Origin of the sequence: Yokenella regensburgei, assembly GCF_003634235.1 — a bacterium.
Taxonomy (GTDB): Bacteria; Pseudomonadota; Gammaproteobacteria; order Enterobacterales; family Enterobacteriaceae; genus Yokenella; species Yokenella regensburgei.
The window spans coordinates 272,886-287,246 of sequence record NZ_RBIZ01000006.1 but is presented as its reverse complement, the minus strand read 5'-3'; the positions used below and the strand labels follow the sequence as shown (position 1 = coordinate 287,246).

The 14,361-nt window shown below is 54.6% G+C and carries 17 protein-coding genes; 6 read left to right on the top strand and 11 right to left on the bottom strand.

Features of this window, described 5'->3' with window-relative positions; genetic code table 11:
- Positions 1-83: 83 nt before the first annotated feature.
- Positions 84-800: a ribonuclease PH gene (gene rph / locus C7387_RS19360; protein WP_006817782.1), complete on the top strand. Its 717-nt coding sequence runs from the start codon at positions 84-86 to the stop codon at positions 798-800.
- A 58-nt stretch (positions 801-858) separates the two neighbouring features.
- Positions 859-1,500: an orotate phosphoribosyltransferase gene (gene pyrE, locus C7387_RS19355; RefSeq protein WP_038253609.1), complete on the top strand. Its 642-nt coding sequence runs from the start codon at positions 859-861 to the stop codon at positions 1,498-1,500.
- A gap of 39 nt (positions 1,501-1,539) precedes the next feature.
- On the opposite strand, the gene slmA is transcribed toward pyrE, so the two are convergent.
- The 3 genes from slmA to coaBC all read right to left on the bottom strand — a co-directional run bounded on the left by slmA (position 1,540) and on the right by coaBC (position 3,902).
- Positions 1,540-2,136 carry a nucleoid occlusion factor SlmA gene (slmA, locus tag C7387_RS19350; RefSeq protein ID WP_006817780.1) on the bottom strand — a complete coding sequence of 199 codons (597 nt, stop codon included), beginning with the start codon at positions 2,134-2,136 and terminating at the stop codon, positions 1,540-1,542.
- Positions 2,137-2,254: 118 nt separating this feature from the next.
- Positions 2,255-2,713: a dUTP diphosphatase gene (dut, locus tag C7387_RS19345; protein WP_006817779.1), complete on the bottom strand. Its 459-nt coding sequence runs from the start codon at positions 2,711-2,713 to the stop codon at positions 2,255-2,257.
- On the bottom strand, positions 2,691-3,902 hold the full coding sequence (gene coaBC / locus C7387_RS19340) for a bifunctional phosphopantothenoylcysteine decarboxylase/phosphopantothenate--cysteine ligase CoaBC (protein ID WP_120817338.1): 1,212 nt from the start codon (positions 3,900-3,902) through the stop codon (positions 2,691-2,693). Before coaBC ends, dut begins: the two co-directional genes overlap by 23 nt.
- Before the next feature lie 175 nt (positions 3,903-4,077).
- On the opposite strand from coaBC, the gene radC reads away from it, so the two are divergent.
- The 4 genes from radC (at position 4,078) to mutM (ending at position 6,296) form a co-directional block, all read left to right on the top strand.
- Positions 4,078-4,749, top strand: coding sequence for a RadC family protein (radC, locus tag C7387_RS19335; RefSeq protein ID WP_120817299.1), 672 nt, complete (start codon positions 4,078-4,080; stop codon positions 4,747-4,749).
- Positions 4,750-4,965: 216 nt separating this feature from the next.
- A complete protein-coding gene (gene rpmB, locus C7387_RS19330) occupies positions 4,966-5,202 on the top strand; it encodes a 50S ribosomal protein L28 (protein ID WP_000091955.1) in 237 nt (78 codons plus the stop codon).
- A 20-nt stretch (positions 5,203-5,222) separates the two neighbouring features.
- The gene (gene rpmG, locus C7387_RS19325) at positions 5,223-5,390 is read left to right on the top strand and encodes a 50S ribosomal protein L33 (protein ID WP_003024094.1); all 168 of its coding nucleotides are present in this window, start codon (positions 5,223-5,225) and stop codon (positions 5,388-5,390) included.
- Between the two features lie 96 nt (positions 5,391-5,486).
- The gene (gene mutM / locus C7387_RS19320; protein ID WP_038253619.1) at positions 5,487-6,296 is read left to right on the top strand and encodes a bifunctional DNA-formamidopyrimidine glycosylase/DNA-(apurinic or apyrimidinic site) lyase; all 810 of its coding nucleotides are present in this window, start codon (positions 5,487-5,489) and stop codon (positions 6,294-6,296) included.
- Here mutM and coaD read toward each other — a convergent pair whose 3' ends face one another.
- The 8 genes from coaD to rfaQ all read right to left on the bottom strand — a co-directional run bounded on the left by coaD (position 6,297) and on the right by rfaQ (position 14,332).
- Positions 6,297-6,776 (bottom strand): pantetheine-phosphate adenylyltransferase, encoded by a 480-nt coding sequence (coaD, locus tag C7387_RS19315; protein ID WP_006817774.1) that lies wholly within the window; start codon positions 6,774-6,776, stop codon positions 6,297-6,299. It lies immediately after the preceding gene.
- A 2-nt stretch (positions 6,777-6,778) separates the two neighbouring features.
- Positions 6,779-7,549, bottom strand: a complete 771-nt coding sequence (locus tag C7387_RS19310) for a glycosyltransferase family 2 protein (RefSeq protein ID WP_120817298.1) — start codon at positions 7,547-7,549, stop codon at positions 6,779-6,781.
- Entirely contained in the window at positions 7,549-8,823 is a 1,275-nt protein-coding gene (gene waaA / locus C7387_RS19305) for a lipid IV(A) 3-deoxy-D-manno-octulosonic acid transferase (protein ID WP_120817297.1), read from the bottom strand. Before waaA ends, C7387_RS19310 begins: the two co-directional genes overlap by 1 nt.
- 77 nt (positions 8,824-8,900) lie before the next feature.
- Entirely contained in the window at positions 8,901-9,980 is a 1,080-nt protein-coding gene (locus C7387_RS19300) for a glycosyltransferase family 9 protein (protein WP_120817296.1), read from the bottom strand.
- A 30-nt stretch (positions 9,981-10,010) separates the two neighbouring features.
- On the bottom strand, positions 10,011-10,997 hold the full coding sequence (locus C7387_RS19295; protein WP_120817295.1) for a glycosyltransferase: 987 nt from the start codon (positions 10,995-10,997) through the stop codon (positions 10,011-10,013).
- Positions 10,998-11,013: 16 nt separating this feature from the next.
- Positions 11,014-12,126 (bottom strand): glycosyltransferase, encoded by a 1,113-nt coding sequence (locus C7387_RS19290; RefSeq protein ID WP_120817294.1) that lies wholly within the window; start codon positions 12,124-12,126, stop codon positions 11,014-11,016.
- On the bottom strand, positions 12,123-13,256 hold the full coding sequence (locus tag C7387_RS19285) for a glycosyltransferase family 4 protein (RefSeq protein ID WP_120817293.1): 1,134 nt from the start codon (positions 13,254-13,256) through the stop codon (positions 12,123-12,125). The genes C7387_RS19290 and C7387_RS19285 overlap by 4 nt, the downstream gene beginning before the upstream one ends.
- The gene (gene rfaQ, locus C7387_RS19280; protein WP_038253630.1) at positions 13,253-14,332 is read right to left on the bottom strand and encodes a putative lipopolysaccharide heptosyltransferase III; all 1,080 of its coding nucleotides are present in this window, start codon (positions 14,330-14,332) and stop codon (positions 13,253-13,255) included. Before rfaQ ends, C7387_RS19285 begins: the two co-directional genes overlap by 4 nt.
- Positions 14,333-14,361: the final 29 nt, after the last annotated feature.

Below are 14,361 nucleotides of genomic sequence, written 5' to 3'. Positions count from 1 at the left end.
TTCCGGGGCTTCACGGGATAGGAATAAGAGCGTTTAATCCGTATAATGCGCAGCCACATTCGTTTCAAGCCGGAGAAATCATTATGCGTCCAGCAGGCCGTAGCGCTAATCAGGTGCGCCCCGTAACCCTGACCCGTAACTACACTAAACACGCTGAAGGCTCCGTGCTGGTCGAATTTGGTGATACCAAAGTTCTGTGTACCGCCTCTATTGAAGAGGGTGTACCACGCTTCCTGAAAGGCCAGGGGCAGGGCTGGATCACCGCAGAATACGGCATGCTGCCGCGTGCAACCCACACCCGTAACGCGCGTGAAGCTGCGAAAGGGAAGCAGGGCGGTCGTACCATGGAAATTCAGCGTCTTATCGCTCGCGCGCTGCGTGCCGCAGTTGATCTGAAAACCCTCGGCGAGTTCACTATCACCCTCGACTGCGACGTCATTCAGGCTGATGGTGGTACCCGTACCGCTTCTATTTCCGGTGCCTGTGTGGCACTGGCTGACGCGCTGAACAAGCTGGTGGCGGCAGGTAAACTGAAAACTAACCCAATGAAAGGGATGGTGGCGGCCGTTTCCGTAGGTATTGTTAACGGCGAAGCGCTGTGCGACCTGGAATACGTTGAAGATTCAGCAGCCGAGACGGATATGAACGTGGTGATGACCGAAGACGGGCGCATCATCGAAGTTCAGGGTACCGCCGAAGGCGAACCGTTCAGCCACGAAGAACTTCTCACCTTGCTGGCGTTGGCCCGAGGGGGAATTGAATCCATTATCACGACGCAGAAAGCGGCGTTAGAAAATTAGTTTTAAGGCGACTGAGAAGTCGCCTTTTTTTTGTCTGTAGAAAATGAGGAGCGAATCCATGAAACCGTATCAGCGCCAGTTTATTGAATTTGCGCTTAGCAAGCAGGTACTCAAGTTTGGCGAATTTACGCTGAAATCCGGGCGCAAGAGCCCCTATTTCTTTAACGCCGGCCTGTTTAATACCGGGCGTGATCTGGCACTGTTGGGTCGCTTCTACGCAGAAGCGCTGGTGGATTCAGGCATTGAGTTCGACCTGCTGTTTGGCCCGGCTTACAAAGGGATCCCTATCGCGACCACGACTGCCGTGGCGTTAGCTGAGCATCATGACCGCGATTATCCGTACTGCTTTAACCGTAAAGAAGCCAAAGACCACGGTGAGGGCGGTACTCTGGTGGGCAGCGCCCTACAGGGCCGCGTAATGCTGGTGGACGACGTCATCACCGCAGGCACCGCTATTCGTGAATCGATGGAAATTATTCAGGCGCAGGGCGCAACGCTTGCAGGCGTGCTTATCTCTCTTGATCGCCAGGAGCGTGGCCGTGCCGATATTTCAGCGATTCAGGAAGTTGAGCGTGATTATGGCTGCAAAGTGATTTCCATCGTCACCCTGAAAGACCTGATTGCGTATCTGGAAGAGAAGCCTGAAATGGCGGAACATCTGGCGGCGGTACGTGCATACCGGGAAGCTTACGGGGTGTAAAATCATTGCCCGGCGGCATGATGTCGCCGGGCAACCAGGTTACTGTAGCTGTGCTGCCACTAACGGCCAGCGGGCATCAAAGTCATCGGTCGGACGATACTTGAATTCGCTACGGACAAAACGCGACAGCATCCCTTCACAAAACGCCAGCAGCTGGCTTGCCAGCAGCGTTTCATCGGTCTGGTAGCCTTCACCCTCACGCATCTTCTTCTCTCGCAGTACTTGGCGCAGCTGCGCTTCAATACGTTCGAAAAGCTGGTTGATTCTGCCCTGCAGACGGTCCTGCTCGAACATCAGCGCATGTCCGGTGAGGATTCGGGTCAGGCCCGGATTCAGCTCGCCGAAACCGAGAATCAGTTGCACGATGAGGCGCAGGCGCGCAGAGGTATCTTTCTCATCTTTAAGAATCAGATTGATGCGGGTTATCAGGCTGTCTTCGATAAACTCGATCAGGCTATCGAACATGCGGGTTTTGCTGGGGAAATGGCGATACAGCGCCGCTTCGGAAACGCCGACAGAAGCGGCCAGCTTAGCCGTAGTAATGCGTTGACTGCCATCGCTGGATTCCAGCATCAGCGCCAGAGACTGAAGTATTTCCTCGCGACGATTCCTTTTCGCAGTTTGTTTTTCTGCCATGTTCTAAAATACCCCTGAAAAATAAACAAATGCCGGGCAGCCATCATCGCCGCGGCCGCAAACTGGTGTTTGCGGCTTGTGTTTGCATTATTACGCAGCGGAATGCTTAATCGGCTGTTTACTGGCGTCCTGAGTGGCCAAAACCGCCTTCGCCGCGGTCGGTAGCGTCAAAGTCGGTGACCAGATTGAATTCAGCCTGAACAACAGGAACAAAGACCATCTGGGCGATGCGTTCACCAGGTTCAATGGTGAAGCTGTCCTGACCACGGTTCCAGACGGAAACCATCAACTGGCCCTGGTAGTCGGAATCGATAAGACCAACCAGGTTGCCGAGCACGATACCGTGCTTATGGCCAAGACCAGAGCGCGGTAAAATGACCGCCGCCAGTGACGAGTCGGCGATATGAATAGCCAGGCCGGTCGGCAGCAGAGTTGTTGCTCCCGGTGCCAGTTCTACGGCGTCATCAAGACAGGCACGCAGGTCAAGTCCGGCAGAACCGGAGGTGGCATAGGTTGGCAGCGGGAATTCGTTGCCAACACGCGGGTCCATAATCTTAACGTCGATTTTTTTCATCATAACGGGTAACGATCTCGTCCAGTAATAGTTGGCCCAGAAGCGCTTTGCGCTCAAGCGGCAAGACTTTATCTCCATCCTGCCAGAAAAGGTGCAGCGCGTTATTGTCGCTATTAAACCCTTGATTTGACTGAGATACGTCATTGGCGCAAATCAAATCCAGGTTCTTGCGGGTACGTTTTTGCCGGGCGTATTCTTCCACATTATTTGTTTCGGCGGCAAATCCTACCACATATGGCCGCTGTGATTTTAACGCGGCAACCCCTGCAACAATGTCGGGGTTTTTTACCATTTTTAGCGTTAATTCATCGCCTTGCTTTTTAATTTTCTCATCAGCAACGATGGCAGCACGGTAGTCAGCGACCGCCGCACAACCGATAAAAATGTGCTGCTTTTGTGCACCAGACCGCACCGCCGCTTCCATTTCCAGTGCGGTGGAGACGTCGATACGTTTAACTCGTGGCGGAGTGGGCAGCGTTACCGGCCCGCTCACCAGCGTAACGTGGGCACCACGTTTTGCTGCCGCTGCCGCAATGGCATAACCCATCTTCCCGGAGCTGTGGTTGGTGATGTAACGCACCGGATCCAGCGGCTCACGTGTCGGGCCCGCGGTAATCATGATGTTGAGATGTTGCAGATCGTTGACAGGCGCGAAGTGCTCAGCGGCCAGATCAACAATGACCAACGGATCGAGCATGCGACCAGGACCGACGTCGCCACAGGCCTGGCTACCGCTGTCCGGGCCCCAGATTAGCAGCCCGCGGGATTCCAGACGCGCTATGTTTTCCTGGGTTGCCGCGGCGCGATACATCTGCTGGTTCATCGCCGGGACCACGGCGACGGGTGAAGGTGTCGCGAGGCAGATGGTGGAGACCAGATCGTTTGCCATACCGGCAGCAACGCGAGCTATTAAGTCGGCCGTGGCTGGGGCAAGAATCACCAGATCTGCCCACTTGCCGAGCTCGATGTGGCCCATAGCGGCTTCTGCGGCAGGGTCCAGAAGGCTGTCGGATACCGGATATCCCGATACCGCCTGCAGGCTTAGCGGGGTGATAAAGGCTTTCGCCGCGTCGGTCATTGCCACGCGAACGTCTGCGCCGCGCTCACGCAGGCGACGGACCAGCTCCGGGGTTTTATAAGCGGCGATACCACCGCTGACGCCGAGAACGATTTTTTTACCAGCCAGGCTCATCATGATTCTTTCCTGTGGGGATACCTCAGATGCGCGCATTTTATCACAATCCTTTCGCACTCGTGCGCTTGTGGCAGATTCACTTTGCGAGGGGCTACGCAAGAGTGAAAAAAGGCCATCGTCGGGCGAAAAACCCTGTGCCACCATGATGCAGCTTGAAAACAAGGAGGGTACGATGGAAGTGAGTGAAGGGATGTTGCCCAGAGAAAAACTGCTGCGAAACGGCGTTGAGACGCTCTCTGATGCCGAGCTGCTGGCGCTGTTCTTACGCACCGGGACCCGGCAGCAGGACGTGATGAGCTGGTCGAGGTCATTACTGAGCCATTTTGGTTCACTGTATGGGCTACTGGCAGCAGAGCAGCGAGATATCACCGAGGCCTACGGGATGGGCGTTGCCACCTTTACTCAGCTGAAAGGGATTGCCGAGCTGGCCCGTCGTTACTTCAGCTTCAGCCTGCATGAAAACGTGATGGACCCGATCAGCAGCTCGCAAAAGACCCGGGAGTTTTTGCAAAGCCAGCTGGCGGATGAAAAACGCGAGATCTTTATGGTGATTTTTCTTGATAACCAGCACCGGTTAATCAAGCACAGCCGGCTTTTTTCTGGAACGGTCAGCCATGTGGAGGTGCATCCGCGCGAAATTGTACGAGAAGCCATCAAAATAAACGCTGCGGCGCTGATCCTCGCCCATAATCATCCGTCGGGCTATACAGAGCCCAGTAAAGCTGACAAAATTATTACCGACAGGATTGTTAAATGCTGTAATTTAATGGATATTCGCGTGCTCGATCACCTGGTTATTGGACGTGGAAAGACGGTTTCCTTCGCGGAACGCGGCTGGATTTAAGCCTGTTCGCGCGATCCATCGGGATCTTTGTCTGTTCGGGACTTGAGCACATCGCCGAGTCAGCGTATACTACGCCACCTTTGAGAATCTCGGGTTTGGCATTTGGGCCTGGCAGTCGAGAGTTCACTTAGAACTGCGATAACCAGGCTGAGAAGCCTGACGAGGCGCCAATACCCCATACGAAGCTCGAGCTAATTTGATTTTTGGAGAATAGACATGTCCCGAGTCTGCCAAGTTACTGGCAAGCGTCCGGTGACCGGTAACAACCGTTCCCACGCACTGAACGCGACTAAACGCCGTTTCCTGCCGAACCTGCACTCTCACCGTTTCTGGGTTGAGAGCGAGAAGCGTTTTGTCACCCTGCGCGTATCTGCTAAAGGTATGCGTGTTATTGATAAGAAAGGCATTGATACAGTTCTCGCTGAACTGCGTGCCCGTGGCGAAAAGTACTAAGTACTAAGAGGAAATAAATCATGGCTAAAGGTATTCGTGAGAAAATCAAGCTGGTTTCTTCTGCTGGTACTGGTCACTTCTATACCACCACGAAGAACAAACGTACTAAGCCGGAAAAACTGGAACTGAAAAAGTTCGATCCAGTTGTCCGTCAGCACGTTCTGTACAAAGAAGCTAAAATCAAATAATTTTAGTTTTCTTAGCGAAAAACCCCGCCCCGGCGGGGTTTTTTGTTTTCTGGACGTCCCCATATTAGAGAGATCAGAAAAACCATCGGAGTTGCTATGCCTGAGTTACCCGAGGTTGAGACCAGCCGCCGTGGTATTGAACCCCATCTGGTTGGCGCAACCATTTTGCACGCAATTGTCCGTAACGGACGGCTTCGCTGGCCCGTTTCCGACGAAATCCATCGCCTGAGTGATAAACCGGTACTGAGCGTGCAGCGCCGCGCGAAATACCTGCTGCTCGAACTGCCGGACGGCTGGATAATCATTCATCTTGGAATGTCCGGGAGCCTGCGCATTCTGACCGCTGAACTCCCCGCCGAGAAGCATGACCATGTTGACCTGGTGCTCAGCAACGGCAAAGTGCTGCGCTACACCGATCCCCGCCGCTTTGGCGCCTGGCTGTGGACGCCGACGCTTGAGGGGCATGCTGTGCTCGCCCATCTCGGTCCTGAGCCGTTAAGCGAGGCGTTTAACACACAGTATCTGCAACAGAAATGCGCGAAGAAGAAGACGGCAATAAAGCCCTGGTTGATGGATAACAAGCTGGTGGTAGGGGTGGGTAATATCTACGCCAGTGAATCCCTGTTTGCCGCCGGGATCCACCCCGATCGACTGGCCTCGTCGTTGTCGCATGATGAGTGTGAGCTGCTGGTGCGGGTGATTAAGGCGGTGCTACTGCGTTCTATTGAGCAGGGGGGCACTACCCTCAAGGATTTCCTGCAAAGCGATGGGAAGCCGGGCTATTTTGCTCAGGAGCTACAGGTCTATGGACGCAAAGGGGAGCCGTGCCGGGTGTGCGGGGAACCGATTGTGGCTACGAAGCACGCACAGCGGGCGACGTTTTACTGCCGCCGCTGTCAGAAGTGATTACTTGATTTTAGCCAGCAGCGCCTGATGCACTTTCGGTGGCAGGAAATGGGTGACGTCACCGTGGTGGCGCGCCACTTCTTTTACCAGCGAAGAGGAGATAAACGACCACTCTTTCGAAGGCATCAGGAACACGCTTTCAAGTTCCGGCATCAGGTGGCGGTTCATGTGCGCCAGCTGCATTTCATACTCAAAGTCGGCGACCGCGCGTAAACCACGGATCAGGATATTCGCCTGCTGGGTGCGGGCGAAGTTCGCCATCAGGTCGCTGAAACCCATCACCACCACGTTATCCAGATGCGAAACGGCATCTTCAGCAAGCGCAACTCGCTCGTTGAGAGTGAACATCGGTTTTTTACTCGGGCTCGCGGCAATCGCCAGTATCACCGTGTCGAACATGCTGGCGGCGCGGGTGATGATATCGAGATGACCGTTGGTAATCGGATCGAAAGTCCCCGGATAAATCGCTTTTGTACTCATGCTTACGCTTTCTCTGAGTAGCCGCGGTTCAGGGCCCACAGCTCGGTGTATTTGTTGAAAGTATACTGGGCATTCACGACGGCGAGTAGCCAGCCCTGTGCGCCATCCAGAATACCACCACGAATCAGCAACGTTTTCACGAAGGCGCCGAGCGTATGGCCGAAGATACCGGCGAGAGAGGTTTTTTTACCCTTCTGGTGGCGTTCCTGGGCCCAGGCGGTGGCATACGCCAGCTGTTTTTGCTGGAACGCACCGAAATCACGGCAGGTTAGGTGACGCAGGTCGCCCTGAAGCGGGATCACCTGGGCTTTGCCGCACTCAAGAGACTCATGCACCAGCTTGTCGTTGTACTGCCAGCGTTCGCGTTCGTAGAGGCGCAGTACGCGGTCAGGATACCAGCCGCTGTGGCGCATAAAGCGGCCAAGGAAGTAGTTCCGGCGGGCAATGCTGTAAACCGCACCTGGCTGCGGAGCGGCGAGCGTTTGCTGTAGTGAAGTTTTAAGCTCAGGGGTGACGCGCTCGTCGGTATCGATCATCAGCACGTAGTCACCCGTGGCGTACGCCTGCGCGCGCTGGCGCTGAATGCCGTAGCCCTGCCAGTCGCGATCTTCGAACACTTTCACTCCCCGACTCTGTGCCAGCGCGACGGTATCGTCGCTGCTGCCGGAGTCAAGGAGGATGATTTCGTCGGCCCATTGAACGGAGTCCAGACACTCCGGCAGCAGATCTGCCGAATTTTTGGCGATCATCACCACGGAGAGGCGTCTGGACATTAGTGGCTCCGCTGGGGCAAATAGGGTTGCAGAAGCTGAAGCAGACGGGTCAGTGCGCCCTGGTTCTGATGCAGCACTTCCACCGCATGGCGCCCGTACCACAGGCGATAGTCTTCATCGGTGAGCAGATTAGAAATCTCTTTCACCAGCGAATCGGCATCGGTTACGGTGATAAGCCCGTCCGCCTGCTGCAGGCGCGCGCAGATATCTTTAAAGTTAAAGGTGTGCGGGCCCATGAGGACCGGAATGGCATGAGCTGCAGGCTCCAGAGGGTTATGCCCACCGCGCTCGACCAGGCTGCCGCCCACAAAAGCGAGATCGGCAATGCCGTACAGCAGCATCAGTTCGCCCATGGTATCGCCAATCACCACCTGAGTGCTGCCTGACGGGATTTCGCCGGTGCTGCGCAGGGTAAAGCTCAGGCCTGCTTTTTGCACCATCTGGCGGGCATCAGGGAAGCGTTCAGGGTGACGAGGTACCAGAATCAGCAACAGATCCGGGAAGGTCTTCAGCAGCGTTTTATGCGCTTCGAGGATTATCTGCTCTTCGCCATCGTGGGTACTGGTCGCAATCCATACCTGACGGCGCGCGGCCCACTGACGGCGCAGAGTGACGGCGCGAGCCGCCAGCTCAGGCGTCACGGAAATATCAAACTTCAGGCTGCCGGTGATAGCCAACTGGTTACGCTTCAGCCCGAGGGCGAGGAAGCGGTTGCCGTCCTCTTCATTCTGCGCGGCAATCAGGGTTATTTTTGCCAGCAGACGACGCATAAAGCCGCCCAGCTTGCCGTAACCCTTCGCTGAACGCTCTGAAAGACGCGCGTTGGCGATAACCAGGGGGATTTTGCGCGCATGTAACGCGGAAACCATGTTCGGCCACAGTTCGGTTTCCATCACGATGACCAGCTTAGGACGCACGGTATCAAGGAAACGATTCATGGCGCAGGGCAGATCGTAAGGCAAATAGACGTGGTGAACATCTTTGCCGAACGCGGACATGGCGCGCTCGGAGCCGGTCGGTGTCATGGTGGTGACGGTAATCGGCAACGTCGGATAGCGGTGGCGCAGTGCGCGAACCAGCGGGATAGCCGCCAGTGTTTCACCCACCGACACGGAATGCAGGAGTATACCCTCCGGGGCTACCTTGTTTTTGCAAAAGCCGTAGCGTTCTGCCCAGCGTTTTCTGTAAGCGGGGGCCTTGCGGCTGCGAAGCAGCAGGCGAAGCCAGACCAGCGGCTGAATCAGGTAGAGTAAGGCGGTATAAAGCAATTCCAAGTGTGTTATCCGTTTTTTTAGTTTCGGCGGGCAAATTCTAAGCATTTAGCGTGGTTAAAGCTATCCCTTAAGGCGCTTTAACCCAGAGTACGCTCAATCGCGGCATAAACATCATCGACTTCGATGCCACGGAGCCCCTGTTTTTCATCTGCCGGAAGGACCAGATGGTGAATGTCGTGGTCCTGAAGCGGTGCCGCACCATCGACCGCGCTTTGACCGCTGTACAAGCCAACCGTCGGCGTTTTTACCGCGATAGCGACGTGCAACGGACCGGTATCGCCGACCACCAGAGCCTTGAAACCCGCAATTTTTCCTGCCAGCTGCAGCAGGTTCGTCTCACCCGCGACGTTTTTTACTCTGTCGCTGATGTCAGGCAGGCTATCAATAATGCGCTGGTTTAGTGCCCTCTCACCCGGTGCGCCAATTAACTCAATGTTGAGTGATTCATGGTGGCTGAGGAGTTTTTGAATCAGCTGAGCGAATTTTTCTGCCGGCCAGCAGCGATCGGGGGTCGAAGCCCCGGCGTGGATGCCGATGGTCGGTGTGCTGAAAACGTCTGGAGTGAATGGCACAGGGATCACCATAGCCATTGAAGGAACGGCAATGCCGACCGACTCCAGCAGCTCGGTTTTCTGATGAATATGGTGAATATTGCCATTCTGCCGGTTGTCATAAAAGGCTGACAGGTAGCGGGCAAGCGCAAAATCCTGACGACCCTGATAGTCGCTGTAATACACGTCTTTGAAGATATAGCGCGAGCGGGCGAGGGACGCCACAACGATGTCGTACGGCGCGCGCGAATGGAGAATAAAGGTGGCTTCAACACGACGCTCACGCAGCGTTTTTGCCAGCGGCAGAACATCGTTAGCCTTGCCGTTCCAGTAGATTATCTCGTCAAAAAGCGGGCTACCCTCAGCCAGCAGCTTATTGCGCTTATTCATCACCAGCAGCAGCTTCGCTTCGGGCCAGCGTGCCTTGATGGCCATAATAGCAGGCGTATTGATGAGGAAGTCACCTAACGCGGTGGTAGAGAAGATAGCGATAGTGTGCAGTTTTTCCTGCTCGGGAAAGCGGCTGATCTTTTTTACGCTATAGCCGGTCACTTTCAGGAGCGACAGGAAAAGCCCTGCTCCTAGCTGTTTCGCAATTTTGCTCATATATCTCCGGAACACGTCCAGTATCAGGGGTCAGTTATTCAGCATTTTTTTCAGACGGAAGTACCGGCGTCCCAGTCTCCAGCGTAAACGCAGGTCGTGGGCATTCTTCCAGATAAGCTGCCAGATGCCGCGCTCGAAAAACTCGCGAATCAGACCCTGCTGTTTTGTGCGATCTTTCATCTCATCAATGGTATGAATAATTCCTAACCCTTCTTTGGCAATTTGCCAATGGCAGGCTTTGATATTACGAGTTTTGTCGGCGTAACGCTGGTTAATTGCTTCCAGCATTTCAAGGATTTTCATGTAGTGATGCGCAGAGCGGATAAGCGTATCGTCGGTATCGGGCTTATGTGATACCGATTCAGAATGAATATAGTAATCGTAAAACTGTTTGTCGGAATATTGCACCCGTTCAGCGGCAAGCAATACTTCAGTTGTCCACGGAATGTCCTGATGACGCAGTCCAGGTTCAAAACTAAAACCATGTTCGGCGATGAATGCACTGCGATAGATATTAAGCCAGGTAACGTGAAGAAACTTGCGGGAATCCAGCGCTTTCTTTAACCACAGATGACCCGGCATCACCTCAGTCGATGACAGTCGGTCAAGCGGGAAAATAGGCTGGGCCGGACGGTTGTCTTCATAGACATAGCGCCCGTTGCAGGTCGCGACATCAAGGTTTCCTTTTTCCGCCATTTCCAGCAGCGTTTGATACATTCCTGGGTAGAGTTTGTCATCAATGTCCGGGAAAGTGAGGTATTTACCGGTTGCCAGAACCAGGCCAGAATTTCGGGCGGCAGAAACACCCTGATTGCTCTGATTAACGACTTTAAGACCGCTGAAGGTGGCTTTCCATTTTTCAAGAATGGCGGCGGTAGAATCCGTTGAACCATCATTCACCATGATGATTTCTACGTTGTCTAACTGCTGCTCCTCAATGTTGACGAAAAAGCTGTCGAGGAATTTCTCGCCGTTATAGACCGCGGCAACGATGCTGAGTAATGGAGTATTGTTCATGGACAACCTGTCAGTCTCACCGCTCAGCGCTAGTTTTAGCGACAAGCAGCCGGTATTGCTGGCAAATAGCCTTAACATCAAATTGTACTAAGGCCGCTGGATTAATCGTGGGTGGATTATGATAAATGCTTTGCATGGTCTGAGCCAGCGCATCGCTGTTGAGTTCACAGAGGCCGCGGGCGAGTGGCCCGGTGAGTATCTCCGCCGGGCCACCGGGGCAGCGTGTGCTGACCGCTGATGTGCCCAGTATCAGGGCTTCGACCAAAACATTTCCGAACCCTTCGCTATCTGAGCTAACAATCAGCATACGGGCGTTTTTAATCCACGGTAGTGGGTTGACCTGGAAGCCTTTAAACAGCACCCGGTCGCTGACGCCCAGTGAGGCCGAAAGCGATCGCAGTTTCTCTTCCTGCTCGGGTTTACCCTGGCCAACCAGCACCAGTGGGGCGGTGATTCCGCTTTTGGCGTAGGCTTCTATCAGCCGGTCATGACGCTTAGCCAGATGAAAACGACCCACATGGATCAAATAGTCCTCATCGGCCATTTCGCATGGCGCCTCTGCCTTCTGCTTAATGTCGTTGATATCAAATGGGTTGTAGATGGTTTCCAGCCGTGCTGGGGTGATACCAAAGGCATCGAGCAAGTCCTTTCCAACCGCGTTTGAAACGCTGACAATATTGCGCCTGTCATACACCCGCTTAATTTTTTGTTTCTTGAGCCAGCGATCGAAACCACTACGCTTGCCGAGATAGGAGGCGGAGAAGATGCCGTGCAGGCAGAACCACAAATTATGCTGCCGAAGCTGCTGGCTGCGGGCGACGATACGGTCTGTCTTATGCAAATTGGAGAGTACGAGATCGAATTTTCCCGCCTTTGCCTCTGCATCGTTAATGGCGGCATCGAGTTGGGCAGCGCGACGCGACAGCTCCGTCAGCTTTCGCCATGGGGAGCGGCAGCGATCGGCGATAACCTGATAATCGAGGCCTTCCGGCAGCGGATAGTCGCAGACATTGCGTAGTGAAAACAGAGAGACGTCTTCCCCTTCCAGCAAAAACTGCTGCGCCAGGGTCAGAACGACTTTCTCAGCGCCACCGCCGGGTAGCCCATCAATGATGAATAATATCCTCATGCATCCCCCAGCAGTGTCTGGTAGAAATCGATGAGCTCCGCCGACAGGCGTTCGGCGTTGCACTCAAGAACGCGCTCCCGGGCCAGCACCCCTGCATTTGAGCCCAGCGCACGAGCGGGCAGCGCATTGACCGCATTTTGCAGCGCAGAGATATCAAGCGCGTCGCACACGTAGCCATTAACCCCTTCGCGGATAAACTCCGAACCACCGCAATGGGTAGAGGTAATGACCGGTAATCCGCAGGCCATGGCTTCCAGAATCACGTTAGGGAAGGGATCGTACATCGTGGGCAACAGCAGCCCGTCAGCCATCTGATAGAACGGCAGGGTATTCTGTTGTACGCCAACGAAGCGGATGCGTTCTTCACAGTGCAGCGTGCGCGCCAGTGACTGATAGCGCTTCTCGTCCTTATCTTTACCGACAACCAACAGATACTGGTTACCCGGCGCAATGGCCTGAATGGCGGCGCTCAGACCTTTTCTCTCAAAGCCCGAGCCAACAAACACCAGGCAGGTGGCGTTTGCGGGAATATTCCATTGCTGACGCAGTGCCTGCAGTTGTGCTTCTTCAGGCGGAAGAAAACGTTGGCTATCAATGGCGTTATAAATCACCCTGATTTTCTCATCCGGAATGCCAAAGTCTTCCATGATTTCTTGTTTTATCATGGCGGCGTTACAGATAACGCCACGCAGCTCCGTCGAGGCGTACATTTCCGCTTCAGCGTTCATGACATAGCGATGATAGCGGTCGTTGAGCAGGCGCTTTTGCTGCCAGCCGGGCAGGATCCGGCATCGCTGTTCAAGCCAGCGGCGGTGAACCCCGTCCCCTGCGCGGTAGAGATCGCACCCGGCGATCCGCTCATGGCTTTGTACCAGGTCGAACTGCTCGTTTTGCCAGAGCGCTCTTGCGGCATCGGCGAACCCGCGCTCGCGGCTGATGCGCCCCCACTTGAACGGGTTGCAGATGTGAATATGCCACTCAGGTTTGACCGGACCCTGCCATTCGCGAGTGATGACGTTCAGTTCCAGATTGTGGGCATCCAGGGCTTCAAGCGCCCGGGAGACAAAGCGTTCTGCACCACCATCCGGGCGATATTTTTGCCTGACGATGGCTAAACGATATTTTTTCATGCCAGTAGCCTTTTTGCCGCGTCAATGACCACCTGAGAGGGGATCAGATCCAGGTAGCGTTCCTGCGTGCGGGTATCAATTTCATCGGGATCGGGCAACGGGCCGAAGTCTCCCGCCCAAATAACTTCCCCTTTGGCCTGCCAGGGGCGCCAGAAAGTGAGCTTAGAGGGGCCAAAAAGAGCAATCAACGGGGTTTGCAGCGCGGCGGCCATGTGCATTGGCACTGAGTCGACGCCGATAAACAGCGTGGCATGATCGATAAGCGCCGCCAGCTGACGCAGCGTAAGCTGGCCCGCGAGTGATATGACTTTTTCCGCATCGCAGCCGTTCAGGATAGTCGAGACCATTTCTTTCTCTTTGGCATCGGGTCCTGAGGTTAAAATGACGTAATGGCCGGCAGCGGTCAGCGCGTTGATGACTTCACTCATCCGCCCTTCGCGCCAGCACTTAAAGAACCAACGCGATGTTGGCTGAACCACCACGTAGCGCGCCGCCACCTGCTCAGGTAATTTCGCAGCACACTGCTGCCAGTCATCGTCACTGTATGCCATCGTGGCGTGAGCCGCGGTAGCCGGAAGGGTAAACAGCGGAGCCAGAATCGACAGGTTCTGCCGAACGGTGTGCATGTTGCTGTGGCCTTCGGTAGAAACCAGCTCACTGTGACAATAGCGCCAGAAGGGATGATCTCTTTTCGGGAATGCAAACCCCAGCCGTACCGGCGCGCCGGTTATACGCGTGATGATGGCGCTACGCCACTGGTCAGCAAGGTTTAATACGATGTCATAACGCTGGCTACGGAGCTGGCGTAGTAGCTGCCACTCTTGTCCTAGCTGGTAGCGTACCCCTGCTTTTTTCCATTTACGATCGATGGCAAAGATACGATGAATACTGGCATTGGCGGCGAGCATGTCCCGGGTTTCTTCGTAGAGAAGAACATCAATGTCGGCATTCGGGTATTGCTGTTTTAGCTCGTTGATGACGGGAGTAACCAGCAGCATATCACCATGATGGCGCAGCTTAATTATCAGAATGCGGTGAGGTGTTGATAGTGTGCGGGACGATGTGGTTACGGTCATGCTCTACTCTTCGCCTGAGGCCCAATCCC